17 protein-coding genes and 1 pseudogene are annotated in these 16,428 nt (G+C 67.0%); 13 read left to right on the forward strand and 5 right to left on the reverse strand.

The window, feature by feature from the left end; translation table 11 throughout:
- A complete protein-coding gene (locus C4K40_RS13880; protein WP_053129244.1) occupies window positions 1-1,689 on the reverse strand; it encodes a cytochrome D1 domain-containing protein in 1,689 nt (562 codons plus the stop codon).
- A 197-nt stretch (window positions 1,690-1,886) separates the two neighbouring features.
- Between C4K40_RS13880 and C4K40_RS13885 the strand changes: the two genes are divergently transcribed.
- The 6 genes from C4K40_RS13885 to C4K40_RS13910 all read left to right on the forward strand — a co-directional run bounded on the left by C4K40_RS13885 (window position 1,887) and on the right by C4K40_RS13910 (window position 7,368).
- Window positions 1,887-2,681: a CbbQ/NirQ/NorQ/GpvN family protein gene (locus C4K40_RS13885; protein ID WP_053129247.1), complete on the forward strand. Its 795-nt coding sequence runs from the start codon at window positions 1,887-1,889 to the stop codon at window positions 2,679-2,681.
- Window positions 2,665-3,237 (forward strand): cytochrome c oxidase subunit 3, encoded by a 573-nt coding sequence (locus C4K40_RS13890; protein WP_053129252.1) that lies wholly within the window; start codon window positions 2,665-2,667, stop codon window positions 3,235-3,237. Before C4K40_RS13885 ends, C4K40_RS13890 begins: the two co-directional genes overlap by 17 nt.
- 10 nt (window positions 3,238-3,247) lie before the next feature.
- Entirely contained in the window at window positions 3,248-3,490 is a 243-nt protein-coding gene (locus C4K40_RS13895; RefSeq protein ID WP_053129255.1) for a cytochrome C oxidase subunit IV family protein, read from the forward strand.
- Window positions 3,491-3,580: 90 nt separating this feature from the next.
- Complete coding sequence (locus C4K40_RS13900; protein ID WP_053129258.1) at window positions 3,581-4,021, forward strand: cytochrome c; 441 nt, start codon at window positions 3,581-3,583, stop codon at window positions 4,019-4,021.
- Window positions 4,022-4,024: 3 nt separating this feature from the next.
- Complete coding sequence (locus C4K40_RS13905; protein WP_053129261.1) at window positions 4,025-5,452, forward strand: cbb3-type cytochrome c oxidase subunit I; 1,428 nt, start codon at window positions 4,025-4,027, stop codon at window positions 5,450-5,452.
- Window positions 5,453-5,529: 77 nt separating this feature from the next.
- Window positions 5,530-7,368 carry a nitric oxide reductase activation protein NorD gene (locus C4K40_RS13910; protein ID WP_053129264.1) on the forward strand — a complete coding sequence of 613 codons (1,839 nt, stop codon included), beginning with the start codon at window positions 5,530-5,532 and terminating at the stop codon, window positions 7,366-7,368.
- Between the two features lie 20 nt (window positions 7,369-7,388).
- Here the strand turns inward: C4K40_RS13910 and C4K40_RS13915 are convergent, their stop codons facing one another.
- The 3 genes from C4K40_RS13915 to C4K40_RS31915 all read right to left on the reverse strand — a co-directional run bounded on the left by C4K40_RS13915 (window position 7,389) and on the right by C4K40_RS31915 (window position 8,475).
- Complete coding sequence (locus C4K40_RS13915) at window positions 7,389-7,580, reverse strand: hypothetical protein (protein ID WP_053129270.1); 192 nt, start codon at window positions 7,578-7,580, stop codon at window positions 7,389-7,391.
- Window positions 7,577-8,260 (reverse strand): Crp/Fnr family transcriptional regulator, encoded by a 684-nt coding sequence (locus C4K40_RS13920; protein ID WP_053129273.1) that lies wholly within the window; start codon window positions 8,258-8,260, stop codon window positions 7,577-7,579. Before C4K40_RS13920 ends, C4K40_RS13915 begins: the two co-directional genes overlap by 4 nt.
- Before the next feature lie 83 nt (window positions 8,261-8,343).
- A complete protein-coding gene (locus C4K40_RS31915) occupies window positions 8,344-8,475 on the reverse strand; it encodes a hypothetical protein (protein WP_256223798.1) in 132 nt (43 codons plus the stop codon).
- Window positions 8,476-8,835: 360 nt separating this feature from the next.
- On the opposite strand from C4K40_RS31915, the gene C4K40_RS13925 reads away from it, so the two are divergent.
- Entirely contained in the window at window positions 8,836-10,026 is a 1,191-nt protein-coding gene (locus C4K40_RS13925; protein ID WP_053129276.1) for an NnrS family protein, read from the forward strand.
- Between the two features lie 18 nt (window positions 10,027-10,044).
- A complete protein-coding gene (locus C4K40_RS13930) occupies window positions 10,045-10,482 on the forward strand; it encodes a hypothetical protein (protein ID WP_053129285.1) in 438 nt (145 codons plus the stop codon).
- A gap of 57 nt (window positions 10,483-10,539) precedes the next feature.
- On the opposite strand, the pseudogene C4K40_RS13935 reads toward C4K40_RS13930, so the two are convergent.
- Window positions 10,540-10,974, reverse strand: a pseudogene (locus C4K40_RS13935) (hemerythrin domain-containing protein); the annotation flags it as partial.
- Between the two features lie 178 nt (window positions 10,975-11,152).
- Between C4K40_RS13935 and norR the strand changes: the two are divergent.
- The 5 genes from norR to C4K40_RS13960 all read left to right on the forward strand — a co-directional run bounded on the left by norR (window position 11,153) and on the right by C4K40_RS13960 (window position 16,419).
- A complete protein-coding gene (norR, locus tag C4K40_RS13940) occupies window positions 11,153-12,673 on the forward strand; it encodes a nitric oxide reductase transcriptional regulator NorR (protein WP_053129291.1) in 1,521 nt (506 codons plus the stop codon).
- An 81-nt stretch (window positions 12,674-12,754) separates the two neighbouring features.
- Entirely contained in the window at window positions 12,755-13,402 is a 648-nt protein-coding gene (gene pdxH, locus C4K40_RS13945; RefSeq protein WP_053129294.1) for a pyridoxamine 5'-phosphate oxidase, read from the forward strand.
- A gap of 103 nt (window positions 13,403-13,505) precedes the next feature.
- A complete protein-coding gene (gene moaB, locus C4K40_RS13950; protein WP_053131312.1) occupies window positions 13,506-14,060 on the forward strand; it encodes a molybdenum cofactor biosynthesis protein B in 555 nt (184 codons plus the stop codon).
- Window positions 14,057-15,292: a gephyrin-like molybdotransferase Glp gene (gene glp, locus C4K40_RS13955; protein ID WP_053129297.1), complete on the forward strand. Its 1,236-nt coding sequence runs from the start codon at window positions 14,057-14,059 to the stop codon at window positions 15,290-15,292. Before moaB ends, glp begins: the two co-directional genes overlap by 4 nt.
- A 131-nt stretch (window positions 15,293-15,423) precedes the next feature.
- Window positions 15,424-16,419, forward strand: coding sequence for a peptidase U32 family protein (locus C4K40_RS13960; protein ID WP_053129300.1), 996 nt, complete (start codon window positions 15,424-15,426; stop codon window positions 16,417-16,419).
- The last annotated feature ends 9 nt before the right edge of the window (window positions 16,420-16,428 follow it).

The raw sequence follows: 16,428 nt of genomic DNA on the forward strand, positions 1-16,428 counted from the left end.
TCAATAAATGTCGTTCTGGGTGTTGTAGACATTGAACTTGCCGGTGGGGGTGATCAGCCGCTGGTCCTTGATCACCTGCTTGACGGCAAGGGTCTTGTCGTCGATCACCACCAGCGCCGACTCCTCGGTCTGGCCGTTCCACACCGAGAACCAGACCTCGTCACCGGCCTTGTTGTACTCGGGCTGCACCACCCGCAGGGCGCCTTGCTTGATGCCGGAGTATTCGGCGATCGGCAGCACCTTGTAGCCGGCGTCGAGCTTGTCGATGTCGAACACCGCCACCGACTGGCTGAGCTTGGCGTCGGGGTTGAGGGTGGTATCCACGTACAGGTGGCGGGATGCGGGGTGGGTCTTGATGAACAGCGAGCCGCCGCCCTGGCCCTTGAGCGAGCCCACTTGTTTCCAGGCGTATTGCGGGTGCTTGGCCGGGTCGGTGCCGATCATCGAGATGCCGGCGTCGCCCAGGTGGCTGGTGGCCCACACCGGGCCGAACTGCGGATGGTCGAAGTTGGCGCCACGGCCCGGGTGCGGGGTCTTGCCCACGTCCACCAGGGCGGTCAGGCGACGTTCCTTGGAGTCGATCACCGCCACCTTGTTGGAGTTGTTGGCCGCCGTCATGAAGTAGCGGTGGCTGCTGTCCCAGCCGCCGTCATGCAGGAACGGCGCGGCATCGATGCTGGTGATGGTCAGGTTCTTGATGTCCTCGTAGTTGACCAGCATGACCTTGCCGGTTTCCTTGACGTTGACGATGAACTCCGGCCATTCGTGGGAGGCGATGATCGCCGCCACCCGTGGCTCGGGGTGGTACTCCTGCTTGTCGACGGTCATGCCCCGGGTCGAGACGATCTGCTTGGGCTCCAGGGTCTGGCCATCCATGATGGTGAACTGCGGCGGCCAGTAGGAGCCGGCGATGGCGTACTTGTCCTCGTAGCCCTTGAACTTGGAGGTCTCCACCGAGCGTGCCTCGATGCCCACCTTGATCTCCGCGACCTTGGTCGGCTCCTTGGGCCACAGGTCGATCATGTCGATGCGCGCATCGCGGCCGATCACCAGCAAGTAGCGTCCGGACGCGGAGATCCGCGAAATGTGCACGGCATAGCCGGTCTCGATGAGCTTGACGATCTGCTTGCTGTCGCCGTCCACCAGGGCGATCTTGCCGTCGTCGCGCAGGGTCACCGAGAACAGGTTCTGCAGGTTGAGGGTGTTCATTTGCCGGGTCGGGCGGTCCTCGGGCTTGACCAGCAGCTTCCAGGTGTTGCGGGTCTCGGCCATGCCCCATTCCGGCGGGGTGGGCGGGGTGTGCTGGATGAAGTTGGCCATGGTGGTGATCTGCGCCTTGGTCAGGGCGTTGGAGGTACCCCAGTTGGGCATGCCCGCCGGCGAGCCGTAGGTGATCAGCGCTTCGAGGTAGGCCTGGCCACGGGCCTGGGTGATGTCCGGAGTCAGGGGCTTGCCGGTGGCGCCCTTGCGCAGTACGCCATGGCAACCGGCACAGCGCTGGAAGTAGATCTCCTTGGCGGCGTCGAAGTCGGCCTGGCTCATGTCCGGCGCCCCGGCGCTGGTGACCATGGCCGGCGGTGCCGCACCCGATGCCTTGGACTCGGCGGCGGCAGTGGGAAGGGCCAGCGCCAGCGCCGAACAGAGGCTGGCGACGGACAGGGCAAGGGTTTTTCGATTACTGATCAGCATCCTTCTCTCCTCAGGCATGACCTTTGCGATGTGCTGGGAGGGCCAGGACAGAGCGCAGGTTCTTGGTGCACAAGAAGGCTATTGCGCAGCAGGGCATTGCTCACTTGATCGCGATCAAGTTTGCCTTTCGCGCTGCTTGCCAGGTTGTCGCAGGGACTCTTAGCGTGATCGCGAACCCGTCGTCATCCAGGTATCCCATGGACCTCACTGAACCCCGCTGCGAACCCTTCTACCAGGCTCAGGGCAACGAGCCGGCCCTGTTCGAGCAAGCCTGGCGCCACGGCCTGCCGGTGCTGATCAAGGGCCCCACCGGCTGCGGCAAGACCCGCTTCGTCCAGCACATGGCCCAGCGCCTGCAACTGCCGCTGCACACCGTGGCCTGCCACGACGACCTGAGCGCCGCCGACCTGGTGGGGCGGCACCTGATCGGTGCCCAGGGCACCTGGTGGCAGGACGGCCCGCTGACCCGGGCGGTGCGCGAGGGCGGTATCTGCTACCTCGACGAAGTGGTGGAGGCGCGCCAGGACACCGTGGTGGTGCTGCACCCTTTGGCCGACGACCGCCGCGAGCTGTTTTTGGAACGCACCGGCGAAGTGCTCAAGGCGCCGCCGTCGTTCATGCTGGTGGTGTCCTATAACCCTGGCTACCAGAACCTGCTCAAGGGCATGAAACCCAGCACCCGCCAGCGCTTCGTGGCCATGCGCCTGGGTTACCCGGATGCCGCGCAGGAGGAGCGCATCGTTCGCCGCGAGGCCGGGGTCGATGCGGCCCTGGCCAGCCAGGTGGTCAAGCTCGGCCAGGCCCTGCGCCGGCTCGACCAGCACGACCTGGAGGAGGTGGCCTCGACCCGCTTGCTGATCTTCACCGCGCGCCTGATCGGCGCCGGCATGGACCCGCGCCAGGCGTGCCTGGCCTGCCTGGCCGAGCCACTGAGCGACGACCCGGTGACCGTGGCGGCGCTGATGGACGTGGTCGATGTGCACTTCCCCTGAACCGAGGGCGCGCCGCTTGCCGGGGGACCTGGCGATGTGGCTGTTCATCCTGGTCGAGCTGTCGGTGTTCGCCTTGCTGATCCTGGCGTTCGCCGTGACCGCGCAACTCAAGCCGCAACTGTTCGCCAGCGGCCGCGCCTTGCTCGATACCTCCACCGGCCTGGCCATGACCCTGAGCCTGCTGGGGGCCGGGTTGCTGGCGGCGCTGGCCCTGGAGCAACTGCGCGAGCTGCGGCCTCGGCGGGCGGCCTGCCTGCTGGGCCTGGCCTGCTGCGTGGCCGGGGTCTATGCCTGGCTCAAGCTCGGCGAGTACCGGCACCTGGCGGACCTGGGCCTGGGGCTGGAGCACGACACCTTCTTCACCCTGTACTGGCTGCTCACCGGCTTTCACTTCCTGCATGTGCTGCCGGGCATGGCGATCCTCGCCTGGCTGGCGTACCGCGCCTGGACCCGGGCCCCGCTAGTCGATAGCGGCTTCGAATCCGGGGTGCTGTATTGGCACATGGTGGACCTGGTGTGGGTGGTGCTGTTCCCGCTGGTCTACATCCTGGATTGAGGAGATCCCCATGACGGCTTCACGCATCCTGCTGCTGTGCGGGCTGGCCCTGGCCGTGCTCAGCCTGGGCACCGTGCTGCTGGGCCAGGGCGGGTGGGTCATGGCCCTGGCGGTGGCCAAGGCCTGGCTGATCACCGAGGGTTTCATGGAATTGCGCCACAGCTCCTGGCGCTGGCGCTTGCCTCTGCTGGCCTGGGCCCTGGTGGTGCTGGCCCTGGTGGGCCTGGTATCGCACCTGTTGGACAAAGCCTGAGTAAAACAATCGGCCTTTCTTGATTGCCATCAAGCGGTTTCGGACCCCGCGCTTTCTATCATGGCCACGCCAAGCAAAGAGGACGCGACCATGTCAGAGACCTTCACCAAGGGCATGGCCAGGAACATCTATTTCGGGGGAAGCGTGTTCTTCTTCCTGATATTCCTGGCCTTGACCTATCACACCGAGCAGACCTTTCCCAAACGTAGCAATCAGGCGCAGCTGACCGAGGCAGTGGTGCGCGGCAAGACGGTCTGGGAGCAGAACAACTGCGTCGGCTGCCACACGCTGCTGGGCGAGGGCGCGTACTTCGCGCCGGAGCTGGGCAACGTCTACAAGCGCCGTGGCGGCGAGGAGGGGTTCAAGCCCTTCATGCAGGCCTGGATGAAGATGCAGCCTTTGGGCGTGCCCGGGCGCCGGGCCATGCCGCAGTTCCACCTGAGCGAGCAAGAGGTCGACGATATCGCCGAATTCCTCAAGTGGAGCTCGAACATCGACACCAACGGCTGGCCGCCCAACAAGGAGGGCTGAGTGATGAGCATTGCCAATCCACATCTGAAATTCGCCTCGCAGGCCGTGGCCAAACCCTACTTCGTGTTCGCCCTGATGCTGTTCCTCGGCCAGGTGCTGTTCGGCCTGATCATGGGCCTGCAATACGTGGTCGGCGACTTCCTGTTCCCCACCATCCCGTTCAACGTGGCGCGCATGGTCCACACCAACCTGCTGATCGTCTGGCTGCTGTTCGGCTTCATGGGCGCGGCCTACTACCTGGTGCCGGAGGAAGCCGACCGTGAACTGCACAGTCCGAAACTGGCGATCGTGCTGTTCTGGGTGTTCGCCGTGGCCGGGGTGCTGACCATCCTCGGCTACCTGCTGGTGCCCTATGCGGGCCTGGCCCGGCTGACCCACAACGAACTGCTGCCGACCATGGGCCGGGAGTTCCTGGAGCAGCCGACCATCACCAAGCTGGGCATCGTGCTGGTGTGCCTGGGGTTCCTCTACAACATCGGCATGACCCTGCTCAAGGGTCGCAAGACCACGGTCAGCATGGTGATGATGACCGGCCTGATAGGCCTGGCGGTGTTCTTCCTGTTCTCCTTCTACAATCCCGGCAACCTGGCCCGCGACAAGTTCTACTGGTGGTGGGTGGTGCACCTCTGGGTGGAAGGCGTGTGGGAATTGATCATGGGTTCGATGCTGGCCTTCGTGCTGATCAAGATCACCGGCGTCGACCGCGAGGTGGTGGAGAAGTGGCTGTACGTGATCATCGCCATGGCGCTGATCAGCGGCATCATCGGCACCGGCCACCACTTCTTCTGGATCGGCGCGCCCGAGGTCTGGTTGTGGGTCGGCTCGATCTTCTCGGCCCTGGAACCGCTGCCGTTCCTGGCCATGGTGATGTTCGCCTTCACCATGGTGCGCAACCGCCGGCGCCAGCACCCCAACCGTGCCGCCACGCTGTGGGCCAAGGGCACCACGGTCACCGCGTTCTTCGGTGCCGGGGTCTGGGGCTTCCTGCATACCCTGGCGCCGGTCAACTACTACACCCATGGCACGCAACTGACTGCGGCCCACGGTCACCTGTCGTTCTACGGGGCCTACGCGATGATCGTCATGACCCTGATCAGCTACGCCATGCCGCGCTTGCGCGGTCTGGGCGAGGCGCCCGACGAGCGTGCGCAGACCCTGGAAATCTGGGGCTTCTGGCTGATGACCCTGTCGATGGTGATGATCACCTTGCTGCTCACCGCCGCCGGTGTGGTCCAGGTGCTGCTGCAACGCTGGGCCGAAGACGGTAGCGCTTTGCCGTTCATGTCCACCACCGAGCACCTGCGCGGCCTGTTCTGGGCGCGCCTGGCCAGTGGCGTGGGCTTCATGGCCGGGCTGATCTGCTACCTGCTGAGCTTTCGCCAGCGTGGTCGCGCCGCCCTGGCCGCACCGGCCCCGGTGGTAGCGTCCTGAGGCTGGCTGGCGCTTGAAAAAAACGCGGCCCGGCCAGCACGGCGGGCCGCTTCCTGGCGTTCAGAGGAGGTGCCGCAATGGCCTTCACGGTTGAACTGGAAGAATGGGTCGGCAGCGTCTGGCATCGCTTCATCACTCGCCGGGCCAGTAGCGATTTTCCCGAGGCACGGGTCGAGTTGGCGTCCCGGCAGCGAGCCCTGGCCGTGCTGTATCGGGCCATGGGCGGTGCGCCCGGCAAGAACCTCGAGGCGGCCAGCGAGCGCGACCTGTTGCTGCGCCGCAGCCTGCTGCAGCAGATCGCCGGGACGTGCCGGCAAGCGCCCCTGGCCTGCTGCGATGAACAACACCTGCGCTTGCCGGCCAGCCTGGCGGTGTTTCCCGATCCACAACTGAATGCGGAACTCTACCGCTGGTTGGTGTTGCTGGCGGCCCAGGCCGGCCCCATGCGCCACTGGGGGCGAGACAACCAGCGCTGGACCCAGGCATTGCTGCAGGCCTATCCGGGGCTGGCCGCGCGCTACCGGCGCCTGGTGGAGGCGCACCTGCAGTTGCGCCCCGACCCGGCCACGCTGCGACCGGACGAGGCAGCCCTGGAGCGCGCCCTGTGTCAGGCCCTGCGCGAGCCGGGCAGTGTCCGTGAGTTTCCCCGTAGCGAACGGGCCGCCTGGCCGCTGCCCCTGTGGCTGTATCCGCCGCTGCACCTTTGCAGCCCGCAGGCGGCGGACTTCGAGCAGGACGACAGCCCACTGCCGGCCAGTGCCGGTGAGCAGCAGGGCGGGCGCAAGCGGGCCACGCGCATCGATGACGCGCCGGCCAAGGGCGGCCTGCTGATCGTGCGCCTGGAGAACCTGTTCAGTTGGACCGAACACGTCGAGCTCGACCGCTGGGAGGATGACAGCCAGGACCCCGACGCCGCCCGGGTCGCCGAGGACCTCGACCACCTGACCCTGTCGCGCACGCGGATCCGCAAGGGCGGCGGCCTCAAGTTGCACCTGGATCTGCCACCGGCGGACATCGACGACCTGCCCCTGGGCGAGGGCATCAAGCTGCCGGAGTGGGACTATCGCCAGGGCCGGCTGCGGGAGGACTTCGTCAATCTGCAGCTGTTCGAGCCACGGGATTGCCAACCGCAAGCGCTGCCGGGCCATCTGCAGGCCCCGGCCCGGCGTTTGCGCCGCCAGTTCGAGCAGTTGCGCGACCGTCGCCAATGGCTGTGCCAGCAACCCCAGGGCAGCGAGCTGGACCTGCAAGCCTGGCTGGACTTCCACGTCGAGCGCCAGCACGGGCGCAGCGCCGCGCGCGGTTTGTTCCTGGAGCGGCGCCAGACCCAGCGCGACCTGGCGTGCCTGCTGCTGGCGGATGTGTCGATGTCCACCGATGCGCACCTGAACGACCAGCACCGGGTGATCGAGGTGATCCGCGACAGCCTGCTGCTGTTCGGCGAGACCTTGTCGCTGCTCGGCGACGATTTCGCCTTGTACGGTTTCTCCTCGCTGCGCCGCCAGCAGGTACGACTGCAGGAACTCAAGGGTTTCGACCAGGCCTACGACGACCGTATCCGGGGCAAGATCCAGGGCCTCAGGCCCGGCTACTACACCCGCATGGGTGCGGCGATCCGCCAGGCCACGCGCCTGCTGCAAGGGCGCAAGCACCAGCGCAAGCTGCTGTTGCTGCTCACCGATGGCAAGCCCAACGACCTGGATCTGTACGAAGGGCGCTATGGCGTCGAAGACACCCGCGAGGCGCTGCGCGAAGCCCGGCGCCAGGGGCTCACGCCGTTCTGCATCACCATCGATCGCGAGGCCGGGGCCTATCTGCCGTACATGTTCGGCAGCCACGGCTACAGCCTGATCCACCAGCCCGAGCAGCTACCCCTGCGCCTGCCGCAGCTGTACCGCCAATTGACCCAGCCCTGAGGCCGGGTCGAGGGCGATTCCTAGCGCGGCAACCACAGCACCATCGCCAGGCAGAACAGCGTCAGGGCGATGCAGAACCCCATGAAGCGCTTCTGCCGGCGTGCCCCGGCCTGGGCCGCCCTGGCCGGCAATGGCATGCCGCAGTGCTGGCAGTGGCCGGCCTCGGGCGGACTGTTTTGTTGGCAATACAGGCATTGCACCTGGGAGCTCATTCGAATTGCTCCAGCCGTGGCCGGTCGAGAATGACGATGCGCCGGCCGTCCTGGCTGATGATCTTGTCGTCGATCAGGCGCCGGATGATCCGCGAGAAGGTCTCGGGCTGGATCGCCAGGTGCCCGGCGATCAGTTGCTTGGCCATCGGCAGCTCGAACTGGCGCTCCACAGGCTGGGCCTGCATCAGCTGGGTGAGCAGGTAGCGCACCACCCGGTGGGTGGCGTTCTTCAGCGACAGCGTCTCGATCTCGTTGACCCGCTGGTGCAGGCGTACGCAGAGCTTGCCCAGCAGGGCGAAGGTCAGCCGGCTGTTGCTTTGCAGCAGGCGGATATAGGTGGCATTGGACAGCCGGTAGAGCTGCGTGGGGCCGACGGCCTCGGCCGAGGCCACATAGTTGGGGGTGTCCATCAGCATCATCGCTTCGGCGAAGGTCTGGCGCGGGCCGATCACCTCGAAGACCTTCTCCTGGCCGTCCGGGGTCAGGCGGTAGATCTTCACCGCCCCGGCAATGACGAAATAGAACGCATCGGCCGCTTCGCCCTGGTGGAACAGCGGCTCGCCCTTGTCGACGCTGAGCAGTTGGCTGGTGGCCATCAACTCGTCGAGCTGCTCGTCGTTCAAGGGCTCGAACAGGTGATGGCTGCGCAAGATCTGGTGGTGGACTCGGTGAAGCACCATGGCTATTGATCCTCGTGTGGGCAAGGGCAGGGAAGGGGGTTCAGACCAGGCTCAGAACCTGTTCACGATCTGCTGCGCTTAGCTCATGCGGCGTTAGAAATGCCTGAGCGTCGCTCGCTAGAGCGTGAACAGGTTCTCAGGGAAATATCGCTGGCGGCCGCCACCAGGGCGCTGAGGATGCAGAACCAGGCGAGGGGCTGGACGATGTTTTTCATGGGGACTCCGGGAACGAGGGACAGTAATGCCGAGCAAGACCCGGACCAGGCCCGGGCGCCCGCAAATCCTGGGCCTGAATGGCGGCAGGGTTTAAATGACCCTGGTGATTAGGGTTTTAATGACCATGATCGGGTTGTTTTTACCCTGTGATGGACTCCAGGGTGCCGGCCAGCCGCGCCCGGGCACAGGGCACGACCCTTGCACTACTCGCCTGGACAGCCAGGTTGCGGTTGTCGTCGACCAGCCTATCGACTGCTTCGTTGATGTGGCGCAGCGGCGACGGTCGGCGAATGGCAGAAGGTGACGCCGGGATTCGCTTCGCCGTGGATAGCACCGGCAACAAGGTAAGGAGTGGCTTGATGCAAGTACTTGATCGCCGTAAGGCCCTGGCCGTAGCGCCATTGTTGCGCCTGGCGTTCCGTCCGATGTTCCTCGCCGGCTGCGTCCTCGCGCTGCTGGCGATACCGCTGTGGCTGGCGGCGCTGCAGGGCGTGCTGGGCAGTTGGCAGCCCGCGGGCGGCTGGCTGGCCTGGCACCGCCACGAGCTGGTATTCGGTTTCGGCCTGGCGATCATCGCCGGGTTCCTGCTCACCGCGGTGCAGACCTGGACCGGCCAGCCGGGCCTGTCCGGCAAGCCGCTGGCGGGCCTGGCGCTGTTGTGGCTGGCGGCGCGGGTAGCCTGGCTGGCGAACCTGCCCTGGCCGCTGCTGGCGCTGCTGGAACTGGGTTTTCCATTGCTGGTGGCGCTGGTCATGGCGCGGACCCTGTGGCGGGTACGCCAGCAGCGCAACTATCCGCTGGTGCTGGTCCTGTTGTTGCTGACGGCGGTGGATGGCCTGGCGGTGTGCGGCCTGGTGCGTGGCGATGAGGGTTGGCAGCGCCAGGCGGTGCTGGCCGGTATCTGGCTGGTGGCGGCGATCATGGGCCTGATCGGTGGCCGGGTGATTCCGTTCTTCACCCAGCGCGGGCTGGGGCGGGCCGAGGCGGTGGCGCCCTGGCCCTGGCTCGACTGGCTGTTGCTGGGCGGTTCGGCCCTGGTGGCGCTGCTGTATGCCGCTGGGCTGGCCCTGGCCCCGAGCCCCTGGCTGGGCCTGTTGTTCGCCTTCCTGGCGCTCGGGCACCTGGTACGCCTGTGGCGCTGGCATGATCGCGGCCTGTGGCAGGTACCGCTGCTGTGGTCGCTGCACCTGGCCTATGCCTGGCTGGCGCTGGCCTGCCTGGGCATGGCCCTGTGGCATGGCGGGGTGGCGCTGAACCCGAGCCTGGCGGTGCACTGCCTGACCATCGGCGCCATGGCCGGGTTGATCCTGGCGATGATCGCGCGGGTCAGCCTCGGCCATACCGGGCGGCCGTTGCAGCCACCGGCGGGGATGACCCAGGCCTTTATCCTGATCAACCTGGCGGGTGTCTGCCGGGTGCTGCTGGTGCCCTGGCTGCCCCAGGCCGGGTTGTGGATGGCGGGCGCGTGCTGGGCCCTGGCCTTCGCCCTGTATGCCTGGCGCTACGGGCCGATGCTGCTGCAGCCACGGGTCGACGGCCACCCAGGTTAAGGTCCGGGAGAGTCCAGGATGTTCTATCCCTATCTGTTGTTGATCCACCTGCTGGCGGCCATCGCATTCATCGGCACGCTGTTCTTCGAGCTGCTCATCTGGCCGGCGGTGCGCCGCCAGGTGCCGGCCACGGCCCAGGCCGGGGTCGACCAGGCGCTGTCGGTGCGCTCGCGCAAGGTCCTGCATGGCGTGGTGGTGTTGCTCTATGGCGCTGGAATCGGCCTGGCCTGGCACCATCGCCTGGCCCTGGCGCACCCGCTGGGCAGCACCTTCGCCAGCTTGCTGGGGCTGAAGATCGTCCTGGCCCTGAGCATCATCGGCCACTATCTCCTACTGGCGTTCTGGCTGCTGGGCGGACGCCTGAGCGAGGCCCGGGCGCTGGGCATCCGCCGCAGCATCCTTGGGCATATGGTGTTGATCGTGATCCTGGCCAAGGCCATGTTCTATTGGCATTGACCGGCGCGGTCCGGCCCGTTTCCACCAGGGAACGGGCCGGTCCGGGAGGGGGGCGGGTTATTGCAGGGCCTGGGTGAACAGCACGTCGTTTTCCAGCTGGATGTGCTCCAGCAGGTCGTCGCGAAACTCCTGCAGGCCGCTGTACAGGGTGCGCCAGGTGTTGCAGGCGGCCTCTGGGGTGGTGATCTGCCCCGTCAGTTGCATCAACCGTTCCAGGGCTTCGCCGTGCTGGTCGTGCTCCAGGCGCATCACGTGGATCGGCGCGCCGGCCTGGCGGCCCATGCCCCGCTGCAGCAGCGGGAACAGCACCTGTTCCTCCTTGAGCATGTGGCTTTCCAGTTCCTGTTGCATGTCCTGCAAGTGATCGGCCAGGCCTTCGGGGCAGTGGCTGTCGCCGGCATGCACCTGTTCCACCCGGCGGGCCAGGCGGATCAGTTCCGGCAGTTGCTCGCGGTGGCGGTCGTGAAAACGCGACAGGATGTGTTCGATGAGTTCGCTTTGGGACAGTGTCTGGTTCATCAGGAGATTCCTGGGTGGTATGGGTCCTGCCTGGTGAGTGCATCGCCCATGCCAGCTTTGATTGCCCGGAATCAATGGCCGTTTCCTGGGCTATGGTGAAATCCACCGCGATTTCCCAGGGTAGATATGACCATAGAGGGTGAGGACCACCATGTTGCGAGAAAGCCTGGCCGCCGACCTGATCGTCGAGTTGCCCAATGCCGTGCGGTTGCAACGACTGGTGCAGACCCTGCGCGAATACTTTCGTTGCGGTGCGGTCGGCCTGTTGCGCCTGGAGGACGACAGCCTGCGGCCGCTGGCCACCGTCGGCCTGGTGCACGAGGCCCTCGGGCGGCGCTTCGTGATCGCCCAGCACCCCCGGCTGGCGGCGATCATGGCCTCGCGCGAGCCGACCTGGTTCGAGCCCGACAGCCGCCTGCCGGACCCTTACGACGGCCTGCTCGATACCGCCGTCAGCGAACCCTTGGCCGTGCACGACTGCATGGGCGTGAGCCTGTACATCGAAGGCCGGATCTGGGGCGCGATCACCCTCGATGCCTTGCAGGCCGGCACCTTCGACGATGACGCCCGGGACGAGCTCAAGCGCTGCACCTTGCAGATCGAGGCGGCCGTGCGCGTCACCCGCCTGGAGCAGGAGAACCGCAGCCTGCGCTTATCCCGCAGCGAACCTGTGGATGTGCGGCGGCCCGTGGAGGAGGGCGAGATCCTTGGCCAGAGCGATGTGTTGCACCAGTTGCTCAATGAGCTGGACGTGCTGGCCGACTCCGAGCTGCCGGTGTTGCTGTTGGGCGAGACCGGGGTCGGCAAGGAGTTGTTCGCCCGGCGCCTGCATCGCCTGTCGCGGCGCAGCCACAAGCCTCTGGTGCAGGTCAACTGCGCGGCCTTGCCCGAATCCCTGGCCGAGAGCGAGCTGTTCGGCCATGTCAAAGGGGCGTTCTCCGGTGCCACCAGCGATCGCGCCGGGCGCTTCGACGCGGCCAACGGCGGCACGCTGTTCCTCGACGAGGTGGGCGAGTTACCCCTGAGCGTCCAGGCCAAGCTGCTGCGTACCTTGCAAAATGGCGAGATCCAGCGGCTGGGGGCGGACAAGCCGCTGCACGTCAATGTGCGCATCATCGCCGCCACCAACCGGCACTTGCCCGACAGCATCCGCGATGGCCTGTTTCGCGCCGACCTCTATCATCGCTTGTCGGTGTACCCGGTGCCGATCCCGCCGCTGCGCGAGCGTGGCCACGATGTACTGCTGATCGCCGGACACTTTCTCGAACTCAACCGCACCCGCCTGGGCTTGCGCGGGCTGCGCCTGTCGGCGGCGGCCGAGCGGGCGCTGCTGGGCTACCGCTGGCCGGGCAACGTGCGCGAACTGGAACACGTGATCGGCCGGGCTGCGCTCAAGCAGCTCAGCCGCGACGGCAGCCGCAGCCTGATCATCACCCTGGAGCCTGAGGCCCTGGACCTGGACAGCACCCCGGCAGCGCCACCGGTGCCCGAGCAGCCGGCGGCCCCGGGCGTGCCCTTGACCTCCCTGGGGGATGCGGTGGATGCCTGCCAGCGCCAGTGCATCGTCCAGGCCTTGCGCCTGAGCGGCGACAACTGGGCCGCTGCGGCGCGGCTGCTGGCAGTGGACCCGAGCAACCTGCACAAGCTGGCCAGGCGCTTGCGGCTCAAGTAGCGCCAGCGGCGTTGATGGCGGTCAAGGTGCGCAGGTGGCGCTGCTTACAGACTGCGCGGCACTTACCAGGAGATCACCGCCATGCCGCTGTCCCTTGCCCAGATGCGCCGTAACTACACCCTAGGTGGCCTGCACGAAGAGCAGGCGCCGGACGATCCGCTACTGCTGTTCGGCCAGTGGCTGGAGCAGGCGCGGGAAACCGAGAGCGCCCCCGTGGAGGCCAACAGCATGCACCTGGCCACCGTGGACAGCCAGGGCCGGCCCCATGGCCGGGTGTTGCTGCTCAAGGGGGTGAGCGCTGAGGGGTTCACCTTCTTCGGCAATTACCAGAGTGCCAAGGGCCTGGAGCTGGCGGCCAACCCCCAGGCCGCCATGACCTTCTTCTGGCCGGCCCTGGAGCGCCAGGTACGGATCGAGGGCCCGGTGGTGCGCCTGGCGGATGAGCTGTCCGACGCCTATTTCGATTCCCGGCCCCTGGCCAGCCGCCTCGGCGCCTGGGCTTCGCCCCAGAGCCGGCCGCTGGCCGATCGCGATGAACTGCAGGCGCTGCTGGCCCAGACCATCCGCCGCTTCGTCGAAGAACCCCTGCACCGGCCCGCGCACTGGGGTGGCTATTGCCTGCAACCCGAGCGCCTGGAGTTTTGGCAAGGTCGGGCCGACCGCCTGCACGACCGTCTCGACTATCGGCGCCAGGGCGGCCAGTGGCGGCGTCAGCGCCTGGCGCCCTGAGCCGCACCCCCCGGAGGTACCTCCAAGGAGGAATGGGCCCGCCGGGGCTTTGGGTCCAGGCTTGGGCCCAAAGCCGATTCCCCAGCTACAGGACACCCAGGCCATGGCCCATTTGTCGCAACGCACCTTTGTATCCTTGAACATCGCCGTGTTGACCATCAGCGATACCCGCACCTTCGAGACCGACAGTTCCGGACAGACCCTGGTCGACCTGTTGCAGGCCGCCGGCCATGCGCTGGTGGACCGCGAGCTGGTCCGGGACGATATCTACCAGATCCGCGCCACGCTCTCGCGCTGGATCGCCGACCCGGCGGTGCAGGTGGTGCTGACCACCGGCGGCACTGGCTTCACTGCCCGGGACAACACGCCTCAGGCGGTGCTGCCGCTACTGGACAAGCACGTGGAAGGCTTCGGCGAATTGTTCCGCCAGGTCTCCCTGGCGGAGATCGGCATGTCGACCCTGCAATCCCGCGCCCTGGCCGGAATGAGCAACGGCGTGCTGGTGTGCTGTGTGCCGGGTTCGCCCGGGGCCTGCCGCACCGCCTGGACGCAGATCCTGCACAACCAGCTGGACAGCCGTACCGGCCCGTGCAACTTCGCCCCGCATCTGAAGCCGCAACCCGGCGCGGCCATCGCCGCCTGCGAGGCACGACCATGAGCGTCGGGCCTTGCGACAGCGGCACGCTGCTGCCGGTGGACCTGGCCATCGGCCATTTGCTCGAACGCGCGCCACGCCCGCCGCAACTGCATTGCCTGGCCCTGGAACAGGCCCTGGGCCGGGTCCTCGGGACCGATGTCCACGCCCCGCGTGCCTTGCCAGGCTGGGACAACAGCGCCATGGACGGCTATGCCTTGCGCGCTGCCGACCTGCCGCCCGCGGGTGGCTGCCTGGTCCTGGCCGGGCGGGTCGCTGCGGGCCAGGCGGCGACCACGGCGTTGCTGGCCGGGCAAGCGGTGCGGATCTTCACCGGCGCGCCGCTGCCGCCGGGCGCCGATACGGTGGTGCCCCAGGAGCTGTGCCGGGTCGAGGGCCAGCAACTGTGGTTGCCGGCGGTCAGCGTTGGCCAGCACGTGCGCAAGGCCGGCGAAGAAGTCCGTGAAGGGCATCTGCTGTTGCCCGCCGGCAAGCGCCTGCGGGCCCAGGAGCTGGGCCTGCTGGCGGCTTGCGGGGTCAGTTGGGTCGAGGTCTACCGGCCGCTGCGGGTTGGCCTGCTGAGCAGTGGCGACGAGCTGCGCGAACCCGGCCAGCCCCTGGCGCCGGGGCAGATCTACAACAGCAACCGCTATTGCCTGTCGGCGCTGCTGAAGGGCTGGGGCGTCGAAGTCCACGACTACGGCGCGATGGCCGATGAACTACAGGCCAGCAAGCAGACCCTGCACCTGGCCGCCCAGGAATGCGACCTGTTGCTCAGCTCCGGCGGGGTCTCGGTGGGTGAGGAGGATCACCTCAAGCAGGCGATCCGCGAACTGGGTCAGGTGGACTTCTGGCGCCTGGCCATCCAGCCGGGCAAGCCCCTGGCCTTTGGCACCGTGGCTGGCAAGCCCTGGCTCGGCCTGCCGGGTAATCCGGCGGCGGCGTTGATCACCGCGCTGGTGGTGTTGCGCCCGTTCCTGCTGCGCAGCCAGGGCCTGCGCGATGTCGTGCCGCAACCGGTGGCATTGCCGGCCGGCTTCGACTGGCCGCAAGCCAATCGCCGGCGCCAGTACCTGCGCGCCCGGCTGGTGCCGGGGGAAAACGGCCAGTGCCGCGTGCAACTGCATCCCCAGCAGAGTTCGGCGATGCTCAGTGCCGCCTGCTGGGCCGATGGCCTGGCGCTGGTGGAGTGCCAGCAGCAACTGCGCCAGGACGATCCGGTGCAGTTCCTCTCGTTCGCCGAGCTGATGCAGTGAGCGCTCTTGATTATCGTCAAGGTCCTGGCGGGTGCGCTGGCTAGACTGGCAGCGCTTTTTTCCAGCGCTCCGGGCCTGCTGGCGGTCTGCACGAAAGGTGGGTGGAGCAGGTTCTTTGAAGAGGAATGCCCATGCAACTGGTCTGCCCGGCAGGCAACCTGCCTGCACTCAAGGCCGCGGTACGCCAAGGCGCCGACGCGGTCTACGTCGGTTTTCGCGATGACACCAATGCCCGCAGCTTCGCCGGGCTGAACATGGACGACAAGCAGTTCGACGCCGCCGTCGCCCATATCCGCCAACACCAGCGCCAGCTCTATGTGGCGGTCAACACCTACCCCCAGCCCCAGGGCTGGGAGCGCTGGCAACGGGCGGTGGACCGCGCCGCCGACCATGGCGTGGATGCCTTGATCGCCGCCGATCCCGGGGTCCTGGGCTATGCCACCGAGCGCCATCCGCACCTGAGCCTGCACCTGTCGGTGCAAGGCTCGGCCACCAACGCCAGTGCCCTGGCGTTCTACTCCCAGCACTACAACATCCGTCGCGCGGTGTTGCCCAGGGTGCTGTCCTTGGCCCAGGTGCGCCAGGTGGCGGTCAACAGCGCGGTGCCCATCGAGGTGTTCGCCTTCGGCAGCCTGTGCATCATGGCCGAGGGCCGTTGCCACCTGTCGTCCTACATCACGGGCGAATCGCCGAACCTGTGCGGGGTCTGCTCGCCGGCCAAGGCGGTGCGCTGGAGCGAGGATGCCGAGGGCTTGAGCGCCCGCCTGAGCGAAGTGCTGATCGACCGCTATGGGCCCGACGAGCCGGCCGGCTACCCGACCCTGTGCAAAGGGCGGTTCATGGTCGGCGGCAAGCGCTTCCATGCCCTGGAGGAGCCCACCAGCCTCGACACCCTAGACCTGCTGCCGGAGTTGGCGGCGATCGGCGTGCAGGCGGTGAAGATCGAAGGGCGCCAGCGCAGCCCGGCCTATGTCGAGCAAGTCACCCGGGTCTGGCGCGCGGCGCTGGATGCCCATCGCCTGGCGCCCGAGCGTTTTGCGGTCAAGGACCAGTGGCGGCATGTGCTGGCCGGGCTTTCCGAAGGCAGCCAGACCACGCTGGGCGCCTACCACCGTTCATGGCAATGAGGGATTACC

The sequence above is a fragment of the Pseudomonas sp. CMR5c genome (genome assembly GCF_003850545.1).
GTDB lineage: Bacteria > Pseudomonadota > Gammaproteobacteria > Pseudomonadales > Pseudomonadaceae > Aquipseudomonas > Aquipseudomonas piscis.

Coding starts and splice junctions, on each gene's coding strand:
- C4K40_RS13880 (WP_053129244.1), bottom strand. CDS start 1,689: ATGCTGATCAGTAATCGAAAAACCCTTGCCCTGTCCGTCGCCAGCCTC.
- C4K40_RS13885 (WP_053129247.1), top strand. CDS start 1,887: ATGGACCTCACTGAACCCCGCTGCGAACCCTTCTACCAGGCTCAGGGC.
- C4K40_RS13890 (WP_053129252.1), top strand. CDS start 2,665: ATGTGCACTTCCCCTGAACCGAGGGCGCGCCGCTTGCCGGGGGACCTG.
- C4K40_RS13895 (WP_053129255.1), top strand. CDS start 3,248: ATGACGGCTTCACGCATCCTGCTGCTGTGCGGGCTGGCCCTGGCCGTG.
- C4K40_RS13900 (WP_053129258.1), top strand. CDS start 3,581: ATGTCAGAGACCTTCACCAAGGGCATGGCCAGGAACATCTATTTCGGG.
- C4K40_RS13905 (WP_053129261.1), top strand. CDS start 4,025: ATGAGCATTGCCAATCCACATCTGAAATTCGCCTCGCAGGCCGTGGCC.
- C4K40_RS13910 (WP_053129264.1), top strand. CDS start 5,530: ATGGCCTTCACGGTTGAACTGGAAGAATGGGTCGGCAGCGTCTGGCAT.
- C4K40_RS13915 (WP_053129270.1), bottom strand. CDS start 7,580: ATGAGCTCCCAGGTGCAATGCCTGTATTGCCAACAAAACAGTCCGCCC.
- C4K40_RS13920 (WP_053129273.1), bottom strand. CDS start 8,260: ATGGTGCTTCACCGAGTCCACCACCAGATCTTGCGCAGCCATCACCTG.
- C4K40_RS31915 (WP_256223798.1), bottom strand. CDS start 8,475: ATGAAAAACATCGTCCAGCCCCTCGCCTGGTTCTGCATCCTCAGCGCC.
- C4K40_RS13925 (WP_053129276.1), top strand. CDS start 8,836: ATGCAAGTACTTGATCGCCGTAAGGCCCTGGCCGTAGCGCCATTGTTG.
- C4K40_RS13930 (WP_053129285.1), top strand. CDS start 10,045: ATGTTCTATCCCTATCTGTTGTTGATCCACCTGCTGGCGGCCATCGCA.
- norR (WP_053129291.1), top strand. CDS start 11,153: ATGTTGCGAGAAAGCCTGGCCGCCGACCTGATCGTCGAGTTGCCCAAT.
- pdxH (WP_053129294.1), top strand. CDS start 12,755: ATGCCGCTGTCCCTTGCCCAGATGCGCCGTAACTACACCCTAGGTGGC.
- moaB (WP_053131312.1), top strand. CDS start 13,506: ATGGCCCATTTGTCGCAACGCACCTTTGTATCCTTGAACATCGCCGTG.
- glp (WP_053129297.1), top strand. CDS start 14,057: ATGAGCGTCGGGCCTTGCGACAGCGGCACGCTGCTGCCGGTGGACCTG.
- C4K40_RS13960 (WP_053129300.1), top strand. CDS start 15,424: ATGCAACTGGTCTGCCCGGCAGGCAACCTGCCTGCACTCAAGGCCGCG.